A 21,032-nucleotide genomic window follows, 5' to 3' on the forward strand; every position below is an offset into this window, starting at 1 on the left:
CTCTTTCCATTTTATTAAGCAAATTTATTTTTGATCCAGTTTTTACCTTCTACAAGGCGAGCTGTCATTACGGCACAAGCGTTATCTGCTGTTACGTTTAACATCGTTGCAGGAGGATCAATGATTGTACTAATTGCAGCGATAATTGGCAATGCTTCTGGCGGGAAGCCGTATAGAGAAACGATTAACATTTCACCAATCATACCACCGCCTGGAATAGCGCCCATTACTGTTCCTACTAATAGAGAAACAACAAGTGCGATTGCTAATGTTTTTGGTCCTTCGAATTCCATGTTGAAAATACCGAATAAGAAAGCAATTTTTAATACGCCGCCTAAAACAGAGCCGTCTTTATGAAGTGTAGATCCAAGAAGGACAACTGTTTCACGAACGTCAGAAGAAATACCCATTTTCTTCGTTGCTTCTAAGTTCGCTGGAATACTTGCGGCACTACTACAAGTTGCAAGAGATGTAACTGTAGGAGAGACCATGTTCTTCCAAAATAATTGTACACCTTGCTTGCGACCCGCAAGGTATGCATAGAACGTGAAGAATACAAAGAAGTAAATTAGAGACGCTGGATAGTATACCATTGCTGCTCGGAAATAAGTTCCAAGAAGTTGTGGTCCGAATTCACCAACTAATGCCGCGAAGTAAGCAGCAAGTCCGATTGGAGCGTAGTACATAATGAAAGATACAACTTTCATTGAAATTTCTGCACCAGCTTGTAAGAATGTAGCGAATGGTTTTCCTTTTTCACCAACTGCTGAAGTTGCAACCCCCATTAAAATAGAGAAGAAAATAAGAGCTAACATATTTTCACGAGATAGTAACTTCGAGAAATCAGATACTGTTATAATACCAACAATTTGATCCGCAACACTAACAGCTTTTTCAGCTTTATCGGGCTGCGTTAGTTCTAATACAACACCTTGTGCTGGCGGGAATACTTTCACGACAATAATCATAAAAATAGCAGCTAAAATACTTGTAAATAAGAAAGTTCCAGCCATACTAGACATAATTTTACCGAAACGTTTTAATCCATCCATATTAGCAATAGATGACGCGATGCTAAAGAACACTAAAGGTACAACAATCGTAAACATTAAGTTTAAGAAAATATCACCAAGCGGCTTTAAAGCAACGGCATCGGCACCCATGAAATAACCAATGAAACCACCAATTAGGATAGAAGATAATAAAATAAGCGGAAAGCGATATGCCTTCATAAATATATCCTCCTATCAATTAAAAAAATCATACTGAATTATTATAGCGAGTTAGAGTCCTCTTTACTAGGAGAATAATGATAGATGGAATAGCGTGAAAACCGAGAAATTTTTGTTTTTAAGCTCGGCATACAGCAGGAAATCTAGACATATATATTTGTAACCTAGTGGTGGCAAAGGATGCGCCGTAACTTAGGTTTGCAAAAAGGGGGAGGGGAAAAGGGATGAATATTTTACTTTGCTGTGCAGCGGGAATGTCTTCCAGTTTGATTGTTACAAAAATGGAGAAAGCAGCAGAGGCAAGAGGGATAGAGGTAAAGATTTGGGCAGTATCAGGTTCTGAAGTAAATAGTCACATAGATGAAGCTGATGTACTTTTACTTGGACCACAAGTACGTTATTTATTACCGAAAATGAAAGAGTTATGTAAGGAGAAGGGAGTACCTGTTGATGTCATTCAATCTGTCCATTACGGGCTTTGTAATGGAGAAGCTATCTTACAAGCAGCTTTGTCAATGAAACCATGAGGAGAGTGGGATAGATGATACGGTTTTTAGAGAAATATGTAATGCCAGTAGCGGGAAAGGTTGCAGAACAGAGGCATTTGCTAGCAATTCGTGATGGACTTGTATTGACGATGCCTTTCTTAATTATAGGATCATTTTTCCTCATCATTAGCGCTTTACCAATACCAGGTTATAATGATTTTATGGCAGGTTTGTTTGGGGAGAATTGGCAGAGGGCTTTGGGGTATCCAGTTAGTGCAACTTTTAATATAATGGCTTTAATAGCTGTTTTTGGAATCGCTTACAGACTTGGAGAATATTATAAAGTGGACGCTTTAGCATCCGGGGCATTGTCGCTTGTGACGTTTTTACTTGCGACGCCATTTCAAGTTGCATATATTATACCAAGTACAAAAGAGAGTGTACTTGTAGAAGGTGCTATCCCAGCTGCATTAATGGGAAGCCAAGGGTTATTTGTAGCAATGATTATTGCACTTATATCTACTGAACTTTATCGGTTTATTGTACAAAAAAAGATAATTATAAAGATGCCAGAGACAGTTCCGCCAGCTGTGACACGTTCATTTGCCGCGCTTGTTCCAGGATTTATTGTTGTAACGGTTATTTGGATTTTACGCTTAATTATAGAAAATACTTCTTTTGGCAGTATCCATAATATTGTGGGGCAAATTTTACAGGAACCACTTAGTGTACTTGGTGCTAGTCTTTGGGGCGCAATAATAGCTGTTATTCTCGTTCATGTTCTTTGGTCATGTGGAATTCATGGAGCTACTATTGTTGGTGGTGTAATGAGTCCGGTTTGGTTGTCGTTAATGGATCAAAACCGAGTTGCTTACCAAGCAGGGCAAGATATACCAAATACGATTACTGCACAGTTTTTTGATTTATGGATTTATATGGGCGGATCTGGTGCGACACTTGCTTTAGTTATTGGAATGTTATTGTTTGCACGAAGTCAGCAATTAAAAAGTTTAGGTAGATTGTCAATTGCACCTGGTATATTTAATATTAATGAGATGGTAACTTTTGGTATGCCGATTGTCATGAACCCAATTTTACTAATTCCATTTATATTGGTTCCGGTTGTGTTAACGATTGTTTCTTACTTTGCGATGGAATGGGGATTAGTTGCCCGTCCGAGCGGAGCTGCTGTACCTTGGACGACACCGATTCTTTTTAGTGGATATTTAGGATCGGGCGGGAAAATTTCCGGTGTTGTGTTACAACTTGTTAATTTTGCGCTTGCATTCTTCATTTATTTACCGTTCTTAAAAATATGGGATAAACAAAAGTTGGCGGAAGAAAAGGGGGAGTAAAGAACTAAAATGGATACGATAGAAACGAAGGCTTTTCATTTAATTTTGCATGGGGGAAATGCACGAAGTTGTTCAATGGAAGCAATTGATTGTGCAAAGCGTGGAGAATTTAAAGAAGCAGAAGCGAAATTACAAGAAGCGTTAGAGGAATTAAAAGAGGCGCACCGTGTACAAACGGAGCTCATACAGAAAGAAGCTGGTGGTGAAAAGACCGAAGTTACCCTTCTGATGGTGCACGCGCAAGATCATTTAATGAATGCGATTACGGTGAAGGAATTAGCGAGTGAATTTGTAGAATTATATAGGAAGATGTCAGTATCGGAATGAACCTTGCGTATGCAAGGTTTTTTTATGTTTTGTAAAGATACTTTCATTATTACTTACGTCGTTATATGGTTTGTGATGACTTTATATTGGAAACGAAAAATTGCGAAATTAAATCATCAATTAAGATGAATAAACTATGTATATGTGCGTACCATCAGTGGAGTGTTATGAGCCCCACTGATGGTATTTTCATATTAACAAGCCTCCTTCTTCGTAGGAAATGGGAATGGTAACTAATTGATAGTAACAAATTCTCCTACACCACGAATTAATTTTTTTATATGCATACGCTCTGGTTTTAATACGCTTATTATAGAATTAATGGCTTCTTGAGGATCGACAGATGTGCCACAAGTATAACAATCAATTGCTGCAAATTTCTTTTCAGGATAAGTGTGAATAGAGAGATGGCTTTCTGATAATAAAAGTAATACCGTTACTCCATATGGGTGGAATTCTTTATTACTTACATTTAAAACGTGAGCACCAGAGCGATTCGCAGCATCTATTAGATGATGCTCTAAAAAATGAACATTATTTAATAGAGAAAAATCCACGCCCCATAAATCTACTATTATATGACGACCAAACGTAGAATATTCCATATATTTATACCCTCCTTGTCAAAACTCCATTTCTATTTGATAGCAATGATGTAGGGTAAGATTAGATTCTGAATTTAAAACGGCATTATTACGGTGCTCTAAATGTTCTTCTTTAAATTGAAATAAAGGAGTAAGAAGAGAAGGTAATGTTCGAGGGGATGGTACTACGTAAAATTGTTCGATTTGATCGAGTACAAACGAGGAATTAGCAGCGATATGAAATCCCCAGTCAGTTCCGAAAGAAGGGACGATTGTATGATAGCTTTTTACAGTTAATCCGGCATGTTCAATTGTGTTACCGATCCCCCAATATACAAGTGGTGCATCAGCAGGTGAATTAGATTGACAGACGAATGCACCATCTTCTGTTAAAAACGTAGCTATACGAGCAAATAGTTCACTTGTATATAAAGTGCTTAATACTTCTGTTGCTGGATCAGGAAAATCAATAATAATTACATCATATAAAGAGGAAGGAGAGTTCAGAAATTCTTTTGCGTCACATACATGTACATTTGCACGCTCATCAAAAAATGCACGTTGGTTTAAAGAAACTAATTCTGGAACATTGCGAGCCATCGTAATCATTTCTTCGTCTAAGTCGACAAGGTCTACATGTAAAACCGTTTCATATTTTAAAACCTCTCTTAAAGCAAGACCATCGCCACCGCCTAAGATAAGAACGCGTTTTGGATCTATTACCTTTGCCATAATTGGATGAACAAGTGCTTCATGATAGATTTGCTCATCGACGGAACTAAATTGTAGTTGCTTATCCAAATATAGACGAATGTCGCTTACTTGGAGTAAATTAATGTTTTGATAATTACTTTTTTTTTCAAATAAACTTGTATGTTCACCAGTTTGTATTTCTTTTAGGGAAATTTCATCCCATACATCTAAGCTGTGTGAATCTGTGAGTACTATGCTTACATTTTCCGATTGTACTTGCTTGTCATGCTCGTCGTGTTTATCTTGTTTATCAGGTCTGTCTTGTTTGTCAGGTCTGTCTTGTTTGTCAGGTCTGTCTTGTTTGTCAGGTCTGTCTTGTTTGTCAGGTCTGTCTTGTTTATCAGGTCTGTCTTGTTTGTCAGGTCTGTCTTGTTTGTCAGGTCTTTCTGGTTTACCTGGTTTGTCGTGTTTATCTTGTTTGTCCTGTTGATCTTCAGTGTCCTGTTGATCTAGTGCATCCGTGTTGGAATTTAATTCAGAATCCTCTTCTTGTTTATACCATTTATTTGGAACCTGTATTCTATAAATCTTCATTCTATTCTTTTTTTCTATGCTTTGGCATTGGAATCCCCTTTCAAAATACTTTATTTTCTTTTATTCTATGTAATTTAATAGAGTTTGACTGGACAATAACTAGACGAGTATCTTGAATAGGTATTTGTTTTTGATTTGAGTTGAAATAGTATATTTTTCGGTATTATATTTTCACACTTTAAAAAAATAGTGTTTTTTTGTTTTAAATACAACTAGACAACTAAACACTAATCTATTTTCATACAGTTATGTTTTAAAAGCGTGTTGTTTTATAACACACTGTGTGTTTTTGGGTGACACACTAATTGAAAGCGTTAACACACAAAGAAAACAGTCGAAAGAGTGCTGATTTTAGTGGTTTTAAAAAGTTGGCACGCTAATTGCATTAATAAATAGCGTAAAGAAAAATAAATAAACATAAATTTTTTATACTACACAAGGGGGATTTTCAAATGAATATTTTATTATGTTGCTCAGCAGGGATGTCTACAAGTTTACTAGTTACAAAAATGGAAGCGGCTGCAAAAGCTCGCGGTCTAGAAGGAAAGATTTGGGCTGTATCTGGGGATGCAGTAAAAACAAATATCGATCAAGCAGATGTATTATTACTAGGACCACAAGTTCGTTACATGCTTTCTTCAATGAAAACGCTTGCTGATGAGAAAAACGTTGGAATCGACGTTATCAATCCAATGCACTACGGCATGATGAATGGAGAAGCAGTTTTAGATCACGCGTTAACACTTAAAAAATAATTAGGGGGGGAAGCGAAATGCAAAAGTTTATTGCATTCATGGAGAAATATATTGTTCCTGTCGCTGGTAAAATCGGATCGCAACGTCACTTAGCTGCGATCCGTGATGGATTTATTGCAGTTATGCCACTTATTTTAGTTGGTGCACTGGCATCACTAATTAATGGTTTTCCGTCTGAAGCTTTCCAAGAGTTCATGAAAGGTTTGTTTGGTGAAACGTGGAAACAAGTTGGCGGTGGAATGTGGACTGGTTCTTTCGCAATTCTAGCACTAATCATAGCATTTACAACAAGTTATAACTTAGCAAAATCTTACGGCGTTGATGGTTTGTCAGCAGGTATTATTTCATTTGGTGCGTTAATTATTCTTACGCCAACAACACCGAAAGAAGGCGGATTGAACTTAGCTTGGACAGGGGCACAAGGGCTATTCGTAGCAATTATCGTGGCACTCCTTGTTACTGAGGTATTCCGTTTCTTTGTACAAAGAAACATTACTTTTAAAATGCCTGATGGAGTACCGCCAGCAGTTTTAAGATCTTTCGCAGCTATAGTTCCAGCATTTGTTATCTTAACAGTAGTTGCAGGTATTCAATTAGCAGTGAAATTAGCTGGTACAAGTGTTCATGAATTTATCTTTAATACGATTCAATCACCACTGCAAAGTTTAGCAGGGACATTACCAAGTGCAATTGTCATTGTACTCCTTGTTCATCTTCTTTGGTTCTTCGGTTTACATGGACCAAATATCGTTGGTGGTATTATTGAGCCATTATACTTACCGGCATTAGAGAAAAATATGAAGTTATTCCAAGGTGGTACATCTGCATTTGATGTTCCAAACATTATTACAAAACCATTCTTTGATACTTTCGTATATCTTGGTGGTTCTGGTGCAACATTAGCGTTCTTAGTGGTCGTATTAATTGTAGCAAAAAGTGCACAATTACGCGGTGTATCTCGCTTATCAATTGGACCAGGTGCATTCAATATTAACGAACCAGTAATCTTTGGTACACCAATTATTTTAAATCCAATTTTATTCTTACCGTTTATCCTAACACCAATTGTATTAGTAATTACTTCTTATACAGCTATATCTATTGGTTGGGTACCAAAAACAGTCGTGATGATTCCATGGGCAACACCACCAATTATTAGTGGTTATCTTGTAACAGGTGGACATCTTTCAGGTGCAATTCTACAGTTATTCAACTTTGTAATTGCGATGGTAATCTACTATCCATTCGTTGTATTATCTGACCGTTCTGTTGTTCGTACTGAAAAAGCAGCAGCACAAGGAAATAACAACTCTGTACCTATGTAACATAGTGATTGTTCTCACAGATAACATTATCTGTGAGAACAATCACCTTTATATCATGTTCAGAAAGATGAGACCCATCTACAAGAACACCAAACTATCATTAATAAAATAATAATTTAATAGAAATGTTCAAACTGAAGGGGTATTTAAATCGGTTGAACCATAATAGAGAGGGCGGTAATTATGATGACTACAGCAGAACAAATTCCATTCCAATTAATTTTAAATAGTGGTAATGCACGAAGCTTTGCGATGGAGGCACTTCAATTTGCCAAACAGGGGAAAATGGCAGAGGCTGATGAAGCGATGGTAAAGGCGAAAGAAGCGATTAATGAAGCGCATCATTTCCAAACAGAACTCATACAATCAGAAGCAAGAGGAGAAAAAACAGAGATTAGTGTTCTTTTAATTCATGCACAGGATCATTTAATGAATGCGATTACAGTAAAAGAATTAGCAGCAGAATTTATTGACCTTTATAAAAAGTTAGAAGCGAAAGGGGAATAAAGCATGACTGGAATTAAAATTGCTACAATCGGCGGTGGATCTAGTTATACACCAGAGTTAATTGAAGGATTTATTAAGCGTTATGATGAGCTTCCTGTTCGTGAAATTTGGTTAGTAGATATTGAGGCAGGAAAAGAAAAGTTAGAAATCGTTGGTAACTTAGCGAAACGTATGGTGAAAAAATCTGGTTTACCAATCGAGGTACATTTAACACTTGATCGTCGTGAAGCGTTAAAAGGTGCTGACTTCGTAACAACGCAGCTTCGCGTAGGTTTATTAGAAGCTCGTGCAAAAGATGAAGCAATCCCATTAAAATATGATGTAATTGGTCAGGAAACGAATGGTCCTGGTGGTTTATTCAAAGCGCTGAGAACGATTCCTGTTATTTTAGATATTTGTAAGGATATGGAGGAGCTTTGTCCGAATGCATGGTTAATTAACTTCGCGAACCCAGCTGGTATGGTAACAGAAGCTGTCCTTCGTTATACAAATATTCAAAGAGTAGTTGGTCTATGTAACGTTCCAATCGGAATCCGCATGGGTCTTGCAAGATTACTTGAAGTAGATGCAAGTCGTGTACACGTTGATTTTGCAGGTTTAAATCATATGGTATACGGACTAGACGTATATTTAGATGGCGTAAGTGTAATGGATCGTGTGTTAGAGCTTGTAACAGATCCAGAAAAGCAAATTACGATGGAAAATATTGCAGCGCTTAACTGGGAGCCAGACTTTATTCGCGGCCTTCGTGCAATTCCATGTCCATACCATCGCTATTACTACAAAACACGTGAAATGCTAGAAGAAGAGAAAGAAGCTTCGATTGAAAAAGGTACACGTGCAGAGGTAGTGAAACAGTTAGAAGATGATTTATTCGAGCTATATAAAGACCCGAACTTAGATATTAAACCACCACAGTTAGAAAAACGTGGCGGCGCTTATTATAGTGACGCAGCATGTAGCTTAATTACGTCTATTTACAATAATAAAGGTGATATCCAGCCTGTTAATACACGAAACAACGGAACAATTGCAAGCTTGCCACATGACTCTGCTGTTGAAGTGAACTGTATTATTACGAAAGAAGGTCCAAAACCAATTGCAGTTGGAGATCTTCCCGTACCAGTTCGCGGTTTAGTACAGCAAATTAAATCATTTGAGCGCACAACAATTGAAGCTGCTGTTACAGGGGATTATCATAAAGCGCTGCTTGCTATGACAATTAATCCACTTGTACCATCAGATAAAGTTGCAAAACAAATTTTAGATGAAATGTTGGAAGCACATAAAGAATATCTTCCGCAGTTCTTCAAAAAGGTAGAGAAATAAAGCGGCGCTATTTAGCCCGCTTTTTTATTCTATTAGGAGGTATTAAGATGATTAAGTTAATTGTAAACGCAGATGATTTCGGTCTTACAGAAGGTACAAATTACGGTATTATTGATGGACATATAAATGGACTTGTAAATTCAACGACGATGATGATGAATATGCCAGGAACAGAGCATGCGGTACGCTTAGCAAAAGAGTATAACACACTAGGAGTAGGCGTACATCTCGTATTAACGGCAGGGGAATCGCTTCTTGGAGACGTACCTTCACTTGTAAATAGCGATGGATTGTTTCATAAACAAAGCGTCGTATGGGAAGGGAAGCTAAATGCAGAAGAAGTTGAGAGAGAATGGACTGCTCAAATTGAGAAATTCTTAGCTTATGGATTGAAACCAACGCATTTAGATAGTCATCATCACGTGCATGGATTACCGATTTTGCATGATGTTCTTGAGAGATTGGCAGCTACATATAATGTTCCAATTCGTCGTTGTGAGGAAGAGCGAGCAGTACGCCCGTTTTCTGACGTGTTTTACAGTGACTTTTATGCGGATGGTGTGACGGAAGATTACTTTGTGAAGTTAAAAGAAAGAGTACAAGATGAACAAACGGTAGAAATTATGGTTCATCCAGCTTATATTGACCCAGAGCTTGTGAAGCGTTCTTCTTACGTAATGGATCGTGTGAAAGAATTGCGTATTTTAACAGAGAGTAAGTTGTCTGAAGGAATAGATCTTGTGAAGTTTTAATAGAAAAACGACGGCTACATAATGCCGTCGTTTTTTCTATTTACAAAATGGATAGAACGTATCCGCCAAAGGCTCCAAGTATAACGATAACCCAAGGTGGTGTTTTCAAAAAAGCGAGCAAGCAAAATAGAAGAGACGCAAAAACGAAATCTACAGCGTTCATAATTGTGCTTGTCCAAATAGGATCATAAAAAGCTGCTAATAAAATACCGACAACGGCTGCATTGATTCCAAGTAGTGCGCCTTGTATGTAAGAGATTTTTCTCACACTGTCCCAAAATGGTAAAACACCAATAATGAGCAAGAAAGCAGGAAGAAAGATCGCAATTGTTGCGAGTATTGCCCCAATCGTCCCGTTTAACACTGCTCCTATATAAGAGGCGAATGTAAATAGTGGGCCTGGTACTGCTTGTGTTAATCCGTATCCAGCTAGGAATTGTTCTTTCGTCATCATTCCGTTTTGTACGAACTCACCTTCAAGAAGGGGCAGCACGACGTGTCCGCCTCCAAATACAAGCGCGCCAGAGCGATAGAAACTATCGAATAAAGCGATGTAATAAGAGAACGGCCTTAATATTGGTAGCACTATTAATAGTCCGAAGAATAAGATGAGACAGGAAACTGCTATCGTTTTTGAAATAGGTACTTTTATATTTTGAGATTGGTTAATTGCTTGGTTGCGATATAAAAACCAGCCGATAAAGCCAGATACTATAATGAGAATGACTTGTGTCCAACTACTTGGCCATAATAAGGCGATTGCAGCAGTTACAATAGCAATCGTCGCACGATTTCGGTCTGGCGTTAATTTTTGCGCCATTCCCCATATGGCATGAGCAACAATGGCGACTGCTACAAGTTTTAGTCCATGAATCCAGCCAGCACTTCCAAGATCGAACTGATTAAGGAACGAGGCGAAGAAAACTAAAACAAGCACAGACGGTAAAGTGAATCCAATCCATGAAATAATAGCTCCTAATAATCCACCTCTTAATAATCCAACTCCCATACCGACTTGACTGCTAGCAGGACCAGGGAGGAATTGGCATAGTGCTACTAAATCACCATAGCTTCGTTCATCCATCCATTTTCTTTTTTGTACATATTCGTGGTGGAAATAGCCGAGATGGGCGACGGGGCCACCAAATGAAGTAATTCCTAATTTAAATGAAACGAGAAAAATCTCTAATAATGTGTGAAAAGTGTATTTGTTATTTTTCAAAACGACCTCCGAGAATGTTTTTCTATGTGCATTATACAAAAGATAGTGAAGCAAAAGGAACGATTCTAATGTAAAGATTGTGTGAATCTTTTCTTCGTAATTAAAACTTGAAAAAGTCATAAATGATTATGTATAAACCATAAAATAGTAGAAGTAGTGCTGGGAAATTTATATGAGGAGAATGCCCGTATGACAACACATTTCTTTGCGAGGTTAACAGGAAAGAGGGAAATACCTCCTGTAAATACAGAAGCTTATGGTGTAACAGAGTTTATATTTAGTGATGATTTAAAGAAATTACAATATCGGATCATATTGAAAAACATCGAAAAAGTTACATCATGCCAAATTCATTTAGGAAAAGCGGATCAAATAGGTCCAGTGGTTTTAAATTTGTTTGGTCCAATAAAGCAAGGTATTAGTGTAAATGAAGGAGTCGTGACCGGTGTAGTCAATGTGGAAGATTTTGAAGGCCCTTTACAGGGAAGAGCGTTTGATAGCCTACTTCAAGAAATCATTCAGGCGAATGTATATGTAAATGTTTATACAAAGTCTAATAAGAAGGGCGAAATCAGGGGGAGAATCAGAAAAGTAAAGAAGTAGAAAAAAGGCTGTCCATATTTTGGAACAGCCTTTTTTCTATAAGGTGCAAATTTTAGCGGTTATTGTCGGTAAATCGATATATTTTGAAAATGGCCAATATAATTCGCGTTACGGTCGATATATTTAAAAAACTGCTTCGATTAATTTTTTACAGGCTGATTTTTAATGAAGAAGTCCATGATATAAAACACTTCATCATCAGGTATTTGTATTTCAAATGTATTTTCAATTGGTTGTAATGCTTTTTTCACTTTCATATACATCCAGTACTCATCTTGTCTTCGTTTCTCTTTATCTGGATGAGGGAGGAGGCTTTCTCTTTTTTGAAGACGGTCAACCATACAGCTCATATGCAGAATCACACCCATTAAGCTGTCAGGAGTTAGCTGTAAGGAAATTAATTCTTGAATTGTATTTAATGCGTAACGAATTGTTTTAATAAGTAATGCTCCGTCGTTCCGCTGCATTTGTTGTTCCAGAATATCAGCCATTTTTGCATATGTTTCTTCATACGTAATTAATTCTTGAATTGGCTGAATCGCTGTGTAGTTTACAATGTCTTGGAAATGATATGTTAAGCATGGCACCTGCACATCGAAATTTGTGACGATACAAATGATATTCCGCTCTTTTTTTATATTCTCAATCATTTTCGTTAAATCTTTTTCATGGACGATACTAATCGGAATAATTTCAATTAAGTCTTTGTCAAATCGCAAATAGTTCTCTAACATTTTTTGAATAGCTAAAGCACTGCCTTCCCCAGTTAAACAAGCTGTTAAAATAACAGACTTCATTGGTGATAGTGGCTTTTTCTTTTCTTCTTGTACGTTTAAGTAAAACGGTGTTAAGTTCTTCACTGTTTCATATAGTGCATCTAACGAGTAGCCAAGTTGAGCTTTTCGAGCTGCTTCTAGTGCATGTGGAGTGCTTGTCATGGAAAGAACACGTACCGGAATTTTGAACTCAGTTTCTAATATATCACCAATATAAGCGAGCGAGCCCATATCGACGAGTAAGAGAAGTCCATTTACATTTTGGAGTGTTTTCATATACACTTTCACACGCTCTAAGAAATCTTTCGGCGATTCATGTAACGGCATATCGATACCGGTTACTTCCTCAATGCCGAGCAGTTCGTTTGCGACGTTTGCCATTTCTGTTGCGATGCCGTTGCCGTGCGCTAATATTAATACCTTTACTTCTGTTTGTGAGGCAGGAATTGGATCAACAACGAAGAACATTGTTAAAAAGCCTGCTTCATCAATAGGCATTGTTATTTGTAATGCGTCCTCCAGTAGTTGAATGCATTGCATGGCTACGGAAAAAGCGTCTTTATATTTCGTACGAATTTGATTTAATTGTGGGTGATGAATTTGTTTCCCAGCTTGTAAACGTTGTAGAGTTGTCTGTACATGTAAGCTTAAAGCGAGAAATACTTTTTCATCAAACGTCTTAGATAAATGCTTTTCAGCAAGTTCCGCAATTCTTTCACATACGGAAACGATATTACGATCCACAATTTTAAAAACATTTTCATGACTTGTTTTTTTAGAAATTTGGTTAAAATATTGTACGAAAAAGCTTTGAATATCATTTTCTATTAGTAATTCTAATTCGTCTTCTTCAATACCGCGAGCTTGAAGTTCTTCGTATTTATAATCAATATAATCGTAAATAGAAGACCGTTTTTCATTCTCTATTTTATGATTACTCCAACCTTCATCACCTGTAAATATAAATGTTTCATTTGGTATTTGGTATAGATGACGGCTCTTTCTTTCAATGAATAGCCCTTCTTTCATATACCAAGGTAAATCTGTACTTGAAACATAGACAGAATCACGTTTCTTTGTCACAAAGTCAGAATAGGCTTTCGCACAGGCAATTTGTACATCCGTTTTTAATTGCCCGATGTTATTGGGACAATTGTAAAAGACGAAAGCGCGCATTGCATTCGGACTAACGTGAATTTCTTTTCGCAGACGGATTGCTTCATTTGTGAAAAATAGTTGCAGTAAAGAAAATCGTTCTTTATGTGTACGCTCACGAAGTGGTGGCAGCGTAACAGTCATTGGTATACGTCTTGTAAATGTTTTTAATAAAAATGAATTTGGTTCTTCTGTTGTTGCAGTAATGATTAATACTTGTGCTTTACGCTCGTTTTCTGTTTCTCCAAGGCGGCGGTATACCCCGCGGTCAATAAAGGTGAAAAGCATTTCTTGTCCCTCTGGAGGAAGGCGATGTACTTCATCTAAGAAAAGGATCCCCTCATGTGCTTTTTCAATTAACCCTTTTTGATCACTTGCCCCTGTATAAGCTCCTTTTTTAATCCCAAATAACTGCCCCAGTAGTAGCTGTGGATTATTTGCGTAATCGGCACAGTTAAAGACGATAAATGGTGCATTTTTAGGAAGCTGTTCAACTTCAATTGCATATTCGTGCATTAAAGAAGCAAACATAGATTTTCCGACTCCTGTTTCTCCTAGCAGTAAAGTATGCATACCGTTTGGAGGATAGAGAATAGAAGCTTTTGCTTTTTCGATTGCGATTTTAAGGCTTGTATTTTCAATTGCAAATGTATCTAATGAAGTCATTTCCTTTGAATGCGTTTCCAACGAAGCGTTCGTTTCTATATAAAAACGAACAGGACGCGTATTTGTTTTTAATAAACGTTTATCTTTTACAAGTTTGTTTAAGTCGCTACTTACATTGGCACGATCTAGTTGTAACAGGGTAGCGAGTTCTGATGCGGTTACACCTTCTATATAATTGCCTTCTTGTATTGCGTTAAAAATGAGATCTATTCGTTTCATTTCTATTCACCTCGAAACTTCATCACTATTTAAAATTTTACACAAAAATGGGAAGGGTGGGAAGAGAAAAATAAAACAGCTTTAGTAAATAGGCACTAAAGCTGTTACAATCTTGTGTCTTTCCAAAAGTTCACTTCGAGGTGAGAAGATGGATTATAGGGAAGAAGTTTGTATCCTTGTGACTGTAAGTAATCAATTACTTTAGGCAGTATTTGTACGGTTACACTCGAATCATGCATTAAAATCACTTCGACTTGTTCATCGCTCTGATTACGTACTCTTTCTAGTATGGCAGAAGGATTGTCATAGCTTTTCCAGTCATATGTATCAATTGTCCAATCCCACATTTTATACTGGGCGGATACAAGTGCATCACGGTAATTCTTTTTTAAGTAAGGCATGCTACCATACGGGACACGAACGAGATGTGTATTTAATTTTGTAACTTGCTGAACAATATTTTGTGTTTGTTCCATTTCTGTAATTAAAGCGGATGGATCACCAGTGTAAAGGCGTTTTACATCGTGTGACATACTGTGAAGTCCGATATAATGTCCCTCTTTAATTAATCGTTGCATTGTTTTTTTATAATGTGGCACTTTTCCACCAATAACAAAGAAAGTTGCTTTTCCGTTCTTTTCCTTTAAGATGTTTAAAATTTGCGTAGTATATTTGTTTGGTCCGTCATCAAATGTTAAGTACGCGATTTTTTGGATAGGAGAGGTAGTTTCAGTATTTGGATGATGTTCAGCAGGGGTCATTGTAGTTGCTCCTGCATGAGATGACGCGTACATAGTAATCGTTAAAAATAAAATAATGTATTGAAATACTCGCTTGATCATAACATTCACCCTCAGTTTGACAATCAAGATGTAAAAAAGAAAATATAATCCTTTTCTTATTATGTATATCTTTCTCCAATAGTGGGACTCTCAAACAAACTATATTTTGGAAATATGAAATGGGGAATAAAAAATAAAAAATAGCATCCTCTTATAAGAAAGAGGATGCTATTTGAATATTTCATAATTGTAAAGGCTATACTACAATTAGTCTTCGCGTTTTTTCACTTTTTTATAAAAGGAAATAAGTGGTTTGTAACGTTCATGTACAAGCCCAATTACTTCAGCAATGATTTCTGTAAAGAAGATTAAAACGAAAAGAAGAATAATGGATAACCATAATGTCGCACTAGAGAAAATGATTGCATTTACACTAAAGAAAATACCGAATGCGTATATAATTAGTACCGTTTTACGATGAGAGAAGCCCATTGCAAGTAAACGGTGATGTAAATGCGATTTATCTGGTGCTGAAATAGGTTTTTTATTTACGACACGACGGATAATTGCAAATGTCGTATCAAATACAGGTACGCCTAAAATGATAACTGGAACGATAAAGCTGAATAACGTTACACTTTTGTATAATCCAAGTAACGATATAACAGAAATACAGTATCCTAAAAATAGTGCGCCTGTATCTCCCATGAAAATTTTTGCTGGATGGAAGTTGTAGAATAAAAATCCAATTGTACTTGCTAATGTAATTAATGCTAGTGGTAAGATAATAGCGGCTCCAGTGCCCCATGGGCTAGTGAAGGCCATATATGCTAGCGTAGCAAGTACGATAGATGAAATACCAGCAGATAACCCATCTAAGCCATCAATTAAATTGATTGCATTTGTAATACCTACAATCCAAAATACTGTAATTGGATAAGCAAGCCATCCAAGTTCAGTATCCCCGAGGATTGGAATATATAATATTTGCACTAATAATCCACTTTTTACAATCATCATGGCAACTAATAGTTGTCCACCGAATTTTACCTTCGCAGATAACTCGTACATATCATCTAAAATACCGATGATTACAATGATAATCGCACCTAGCGTTATCGATAACATTCTTTGTTCATATAAGCCGCCGACAACAAATCCTACAGCTACACCAATAAATATCGCTAATCCGCCAAGACGAGGCATAATCTTTTGGTGTACTTTACGAGCGTTTGGCTTATCTGTTGCTCCTATTTTAAAAGCTAACTTAATAACTAAAGGAGTAACGACGAGTACAGTGATGAAAGATGCCAAAATGGCATAAATCACTTGTGAGTCCATTAATACCCCACCCTTTTATAGTCTAACGTAATTTTTTTTAATATATTTATCTGAAAATTATGATGTTTATTTACAGGCTCATAACATATGGTATCACAAAAAGATTAGAATTCAATCTTTTTTTCTTTGTACGGCAAATGGAAGCAGATAGAATATATGACAATTGTATACAGAATGTTGAATCGTTTGAGAAGGTTAATTGTATTGGACTTTAGAATATGACATTTTCTCTTTTTTCGATAATGAATATTTTTATTTCAGTATTATAAGTGTTACACCTAGAAATGAGTAAGTTCCGTGTTAAAATGTGGGAATTTATCCGCATGAACGGGCAGTAAGGCTTCCGCCTCAAAATTTAGTTGAGGCAAAGAATTTAGGTGGGAACCTTAATTCCTGTAAAATCTCGATTGGTTTAACTAATAATTAGCCGGGGATGGATGCTCCTCAATGAATAAAGTTTCATTTTATATTCTTGCATGTAATTTTACAAAAACTTAAAAAAGAATGGAAAAAGTAATTCATATAATGAAGAAGTAAAAGAGTTTTCTCATTTTTAATGTGAGAGGGGGAAGCACAGGGAGCATTCTATGTATTCGTATATTTTCTATTGTATATTCCTGTGCGAAAAGGAAATGAAAATTACGATAATAGGTACCGGATACGTTGGATTAATTACAGGAGTAGGGTTGGCAATGTTGGGCCATTCAGTCACATGTTTTGATATAAATGATGAGAAAATTGAACGGATAAAGCAAGGAAATCTGCCTATTTATGAAGCGGGTTTATATGAATTAATAAATGATGCATGTGAGAATGATTGTTTAACTTTTACAACAAGTAGAGCGAAAGCATTTTACGATGCAGAATTTATATTTATTGCAGTTGGAACGCCATCTTTATTAGATGGGACAGCGGATTTAACATATATTCGAAGTGCTTGTGACGATATCGGAACATATGCGACGAACGACATTATTGTCGTTACGAAAAGTACGGTTCCTGTAGGTACAAATGATGTTATGAGGGGATGGATTGAGGAGAAATTACAAAATAGATATGAATTACATATCGTATCGAATCCGGAATTTTTACGGGAAGGTTCAGGGATTTACGATTTTTTTCAGGGAGATCGTATTGTAATTGGAGCAGATAATGAGGAAGCGGCACGAAAAGTGGAGAATTTGTATAGTGAATTAAGCTTAAAAACGTATGTTACAGATATAAAAAGTGCAGAGATGATTAAATATGCATCGAATGCTTTTTTAGCGACAAAAATTAGTTTTATCAATGAAATTTCAAATATATGTGAGAAGGTAGGAGCCAATGTATTAGACGTTGCACAAGGGATGGGAATGGATAAGAGAATTGGGACGTCTTTTTTAAATGCGGGCATTGGTTATGGGGGATCGTGTTTTCCGAAAGATACGAAAGCCCTTGTGCAAATTGCAGGGAATGTGGCGCATGATTTTCGCTTGTTAAAAGCAGTCATTGAAGTGAATAATAAACAACAGTTGTTATTGATTGAGAAAGCGAAGAAAGTATTAAATATGAACAAGAAGCGGATTGCGGTGCTGGGAGCGGCATTTAAACCGAATACTGATGATATAAGAGACGCACCGTCCCTTATTATGATACAAGAATTAATTCATATAGGTGCGGATGTAGTTCTATATGACCCAAAAGCGATTCCAAATATGAAAAATCTCTTTGGAGAGACTATACAATATAGCGAATGTATAGATGAATCGATTAGAGGAGCGAGTGCGGCTTTTATCATGACAGAATGGGAGGCTATCCGAGCTTATCCGTTAGAAAAGTACGCACAACTTATGAGAGAGCCTATTTTATTAGATGGAAGAAATTGTTATACTATTGAGGATGTCAAGAAGCAAGAGATAGATTATTATTCGGTTGGAAGAGAAAGTATTTGTAAGAGGGACTTTTCCGTTATTCGTTAAAAAGGCATGTATTCATGTATATTCTTATATGTCATAATAGAATTTGTAACTAGTGAAAGAAAAGAGGCAATGAAATGACTGAACGTTTAAAAGTAATGACAATTTTCGGGACACGTCCAGAAGCAATTAAAATGGCACCTCTTGTGTTAGAGTTGCAAAAGCATCCAGAAAAAATTGAATCGATTGTGACTGTAACAGCACAACATCGTCAAATGTTAGACCAAGTATTAAGTATCTTTGGAATTACGCCAGATTTCGATTTGAATATTATGAAAGACCGCCAAACTTTAATTGATATTACAACGCGTGGTTTAGAAGGTTTGGATAAAGTAATGAAAGAAGCAAAGCCGGATATTGTACTTGTACATGGTGATACAACGACAACATTTATTGCAAGTTTAGCTGCTTTCTACAATCAAATTCCAGTAGGGCATGTTGAAGCAGGACTTCGTACATGGGATAAATATTCTCCATACCCAGAAGAGATGAATCGCCAATTAACAGGCGTTATGGCAGATCTTCATTTCTCACCTACAACAAAATCAGCAACGAACTTACAGAAAGAAAATAAAGATGAGTCACGCATTTTCATAACAGGAAATACAGCAATTGACGCACTAAAAACGACTGTAAAAGAAACATATAGTCATCCTGTACTAGAGAAACTTGGAAACGATCGTCTTGTACTTATGACAGCTCACCGTCGTGAAAACTTAGGAGAGCCAATGCGTAACATGTTCCGTGCAATTAAACGTCTGGTTGATAAGCATGAAGACGTACAAGTTGTGTATCCTGTTCATATGAACCCTGTTGTTCGTGAAACAGCGAATGATATTTTAGGCGATCACAGCCGCATTCATTTAATTGAGCCGCTAGATGTAATTGATTTCCACAATGTTGCAGCTCGTTCATACTTAATGTTAACTGATTCTGGTGGTGTACAAGAGGAAGCGCCGTCACTTGGTGTACCAGTTCTTGTTCTTCGTGATACAACAGAGCGCCCAGAAGGTATTGAAGCAGGTACGTTGAAATTAGCAGGAACAGACGAAGAGACAATCTTTGGTCTTGCTGATGAGTTGTTATCAGATAAAGAAGCTCATGATAAGATGTCAAAAGCATCTAATCCTTACGGTGATGGCCGTGCATCAGAGCGCATTGTAGAAGCAATTTTGCAACACTTTAATAAGTAAATAAAAAAGAGCCAAATCATGTGCGATTTGGCTCTTTTTGTTATTGCTGATTTCTCATAATCCACTCTGCATGAGCATTCGTAGAAGGAGGTGGTTCAGTTGGTGTTTTGTTCTGATTCTGATTCGTTTCTTTCTTTGCTTTTTCGTCAGAGTTAGAATTTGAAGAAGGATTTGATTCGGTTTTTGTAGTTGGATTTTCTTGAGTATTTGCTGTTTCTCCTAATTCTTTTTTAATTTCGTTACGTACTGTCTCTACACCGATTGGATCTGGAAGGAAGTAATAAATACCACCTATTTTTTTGTCTTCTCCTTCGAGTTTGAACGTTTGTATTGTAGAAGGATCAAACCCAGATAGTTTATTGTAAAGTGCAAGTCCGTCAGAAATAGGAATGTCAGTTTTTATATATTTTCCAACGACTGCTGTTAAATCTTTAATTTTAAATACGGTAGAGGCTGAATTTAGTTTTTGAGCAACAGCGGCTAGTAATTGTCTTTGTCTAGCGGCCCGACCGTAATCGCCGTTTGGATCCTGCTTTCGCATACGTACGTATGCGAGTGCTTCTTCCCCATTTAAGTCTTGTTGTCCTTGCTTAAATTCGATTTTTTTGTAGTAATCCACGTCCGAACGCTCCCAAAAATCGAATGGGACATCAACAGTAACACCGCCGACAGCATCAACAATACCTTTAAAGCCTTGGAAATCAATTTTAATATAATGGTCTACAGGAACTTTTAGAAAACCTTCGACCGTTTTGATTGCCATTTCTTCTCCGCCGTAAGCGTGCGCAGCGTTAATTTTGTCTTCTTTGTTCTTTCCAGCAATTGGAACGCGACTATCACGAGGGATACTCATAAGCGAAATCTTTTTAGTTTTCGGATTGACTGTCGCAAACATTAATGAATCTGTACGACCGTTTTGACCGTCCGTTGCATAATCTTCTATACCCATAATAAGGAGTGTAAAAGGCTCCTTTGTAATTTCTACATCTTCGGTTCTCAAGTCCGATTTTTGACGAGTAAAACCACTATACATCCCCATGAGAGAAGAGTAGGAATTTAATATATAAAGTCCTACACCACCAAATAAAAATACGAAAATAAGGAAGTAGAAAAACTTTCTTCTTCGTTTCTTTTTTATTCTGCTATTTTGGAGATGATAATAACGTTCTTCCATATATA

At 36.8% G+C, this 21,032-nt stretch carries 20 protein-coding genes; 12 read left to right on the forward strand and 8 right to left on the reverse strand.

Annotation, left to right across the window (positions count from 1 at the left end; translation table 11 throughout):
• Positions 1-14 precede the first annotated feature (14 nt).
• On the reverse strand, positions 15-1,232 hold the full coding sequence (locus FS802_RS21375) for a dicarboxylate/amino acid:cation symporter (protein ID WP_000649365.1): 1,218 nt from the start codon (positions 1,230-1,232) through the stop codon (positions 15-17).
• Positions 1,233-1,456: 224 nt separating this feature from the next.
• Here FS802_RS21375 and FS802_RS21380 point away from each other — a divergent pair, with 224 nt between their 5' ends.
• The 4 genes from FS802_RS21380 (at position 1,457) to FS802_RS31725 (ending at position 3,531) form a co-directional block, all read left to right on the forward strand.
• Positions 1,457-1,759, forward strand: a complete 303-nt coding sequence (locus tag FS802_RS21380) for a PTS sugar transporter subunit IIB (RefSeq protein ID WP_001023539.1) — start codon at positions 1,457-1,459, stop codon at positions 1,757-1,759.
• 14 nt (positions 1,760-1,773) lie between these two features.
• Entirely contained in the window at positions 1,774-3,075 is a 1,302-nt protein-coding gene (gene celB, locus FS802_RS21385; protein WP_000617771.1) for a PTS cellobiose transporter subunit IIC, read from the forward strand.
• A 9-nt stretch (positions 3,076-3,084) separates the two neighbouring features.
• Positions 3,085-3,402, forward strand: a complete 318-nt coding sequence (locus FS802_RS21390) for a PTS sugar transporter subunit IIA (RefSeq protein ID WP_098653699.1) — start codon at positions 3,085-3,087, stop codon at positions 3,400-3,402.
• Between the two features lie 75 nt (positions 3,403-3,477).
• The gene (locus FS802_RS31725; RefSeq protein ID WP_254848225.1) at positions 3,478-3,531 is read left to right on the forward strand and encodes a hypothetical protein; all 54 of its coding nucleotides are present in this window, start codon (positions 3,478-3,480) and stop codon (positions 3,529-3,531) included.
• Positions 3,532-3,635: 104 nt separating this feature from the next.
• Here FS802_RS31725 and speD read toward each other — a convergent pair whose 3' ends face one another.
• The gene (gene speD / locus FS802_RS21400) at positions 3,636-4,007 is read right to left on the reverse strand and encodes an adenosylmethionine decarboxylase (protein ID WP_098653701.1); all 372 of its coding nucleotides are present in this window, start codon (positions 4,005-4,007) and stop codon (positions 3,636-3,638) included.
• Positions 4,008-4,025: 18 nt separating this feature from the next.
• Positions 4,026-5,273 carry a polyamine aminopropyltransferase gene (locus FS802_RS21405; RefSeq protein WP_428830748.1) on the reverse strand — a complete coding sequence of 416 codons (1,248 nt, stop codon included), beginning with the start codon at positions 5,271-5,273 and terminating at the stop codon, positions 4,026-4,028.
• Between the two features lie 452 nt (positions 5,274-5,725).
• Here FS802_RS21405 and FS802_RS21410 point away from each other — a divergent pair, with 452 nt between their 5' ends.
• The 5 genes from FS802_RS21410 (at position 5,726) to chbG (ending at position 9,941) form a co-directional block, all read left to right on the forward strand.
• Positions 5,726-6,028 carry a PTS sugar transporter subunit IIB gene (locus FS802_RS21410; RefSeq protein WP_001023567.1) on the forward strand — a complete coding sequence of 101 codons (303 nt, stop codon included), beginning with the start codon at positions 5,726-5,728 and terminating at the stop codon, positions 6,026-6,028.
• Between the two features lie 17 nt (positions 6,029-6,045).
• Positions 6,046-7,353, forward strand: a complete 1,308-nt coding sequence (gene celB, locus FS802_RS21415) for a PTS cellobiose transporter subunit IIC (RefSeq protein WP_098653702.1) — start codon at positions 6,046-6,048, stop codon at positions 7,351-7,353.
• 183 nt (positions 7,354-7,536) lie between these two features.
• Positions 7,537-7,860, forward strand: a complete 324-nt coding sequence (locus FS802_RS21420) for a PTS lactose/cellobiose transporter subunit IIA (RefSeq protein ID WP_000989050.1) — start codon at positions 7,537-7,539, stop codon at positions 7,858-7,860.
• A gap of 3 nt (positions 7,861-7,863) precedes the next feature.
• Positions 7,864-9,189: a 6-phospho-beta-glucosidase gene (gene celF, locus FS802_RS21425; RefSeq protein ID WP_000145765.1), complete on the forward strand. Its 1,326-nt coding sequence runs from the start codon at positions 7,864-7,866 to the stop codon at positions 9,187-9,189.
• 47 nt (positions 9,190-9,236) lie between these two features.
• Entirely contained in the window at positions 9,237-9,941 is a 705-nt protein-coding gene (chbG, locus tag FS802_RS21430; RefSeq protein ID WP_098653703.1) for a chitin disaccharide deacetylase, read from the forward strand.
• 40 nt (positions 9,942-9,981) lie between these two features.
• Here the strand turns inward: chbG and FS802_RS21435 are convergent, their stop codons facing one another.
• Positions 9,982-11,163, reverse strand: a complete 1,182-nt coding sequence (locus FS802_RS21435) for a chromate transporter (protein ID WP_098653704.1) — start codon at positions 11,161-11,163, stop codon at positions 9,982-9,984.
• Between the two features lie 189 nt (positions 11,164-11,352).
• Between FS802_RS21435 and exsM the strand changes: the two genes are divergently transcribed.
• A complete protein-coding gene (exsM, locus tag FS802_RS21440; RefSeq protein ID WP_000207035.1) occupies positions 11,353-11,766 on the forward strand; it encodes an exosporium regulatory protein ExsM in 414 nt (137 codons plus the stop codon).
• Between the two features lie 140 nt (positions 11,767-11,906).
• Here the strand turns inward: exsM and FS802_RS21445 are convergent, their stop codons facing one another.
• From FS802_RS21445 to FS802_RS21455, 3 genes are all read right to left on the reverse strand, one after another.
• Positions 11,907-14,582 (reverse strand): sigma-54-dependent transcriptional regulator, encoded by a 2,676-nt coding sequence (locus FS802_RS21445; RefSeq protein ID WP_098653705.1) that lies wholly within the window; start codon positions 14,580-14,582, stop codon positions 11,907-11,909.
• Between the two features lie 104 nt (positions 14,583-14,686).
• Complete coding sequence (locus FS802_RS21450; protein WP_000597166.1) at positions 14,687-15,424, reverse strand: polysaccharide deacetylase family protein; 738 nt, start codon at positions 15,422-15,424, stop codon at positions 14,687-14,689.
• Positions 15,425-15,631: 207 nt separating this feature from the next.
• On the reverse strand, positions 15,632-16,705 hold the full coding sequence (locus tag FS802_RS21455; RefSeq protein ID WP_098653706.1) for a glycosyltransferase family 4 protein: 1,074 nt from the start codon (positions 16,703-16,705) through the stop codon (positions 15,632-15,634).
• A gap of 587 nt (positions 16,706-17,292) precedes the next feature.
• Between FS802_RS21455 and FS802_RS21460 the strand changes: the two genes are divergently transcribed.
• Positions 17,293-18,663, forward strand: coding sequence for a UDP-glucose dehydrogenase family protein (locus FS802_RS21460; protein ID WP_098653707.1), 1,371 nt, complete (start codon positions 17,293-17,295; stop codon positions 18,661-18,663).
• Between the two features lie 74 nt (positions 18,664-18,737).
• The gene (wecB, locus tag FS802_RS21465; protein ID WP_000140139.1) at positions 18,738-19,853 is read left to right on the forward strand and encodes a non-hydrolyzing UDP-N-acetylglucosamine 2-epimerase; all 1,116 of its coding nucleotides are present in this window, start codon (positions 18,738-18,740) and stop codon (positions 19,851-19,853) included.
• 40 nt (positions 19,854-19,893) lie between these two features.
• On the opposite strand, the gene FS802_RS21470 is transcribed toward wecB, so the two are convergent.
• Entirely contained in the window at positions 19,894-21,027 is a 1,134-nt protein-coding gene (locus FS802_RS21470; protein ID WP_076541580.1) for an LCP family protein, read from the reverse strand.
• Positions 21,028-21,032: the final 5 nt, after the last annotated feature.

It is taken from the genome of Bacillus sp. DE0042 (genome assembly GCF_007680225.1).
GTDB lineage: Bacteria > Bacillota > Bacilli > Bacillales > Bacillaceae_G > Bacillus_A > Bacillus_A wiedmannii.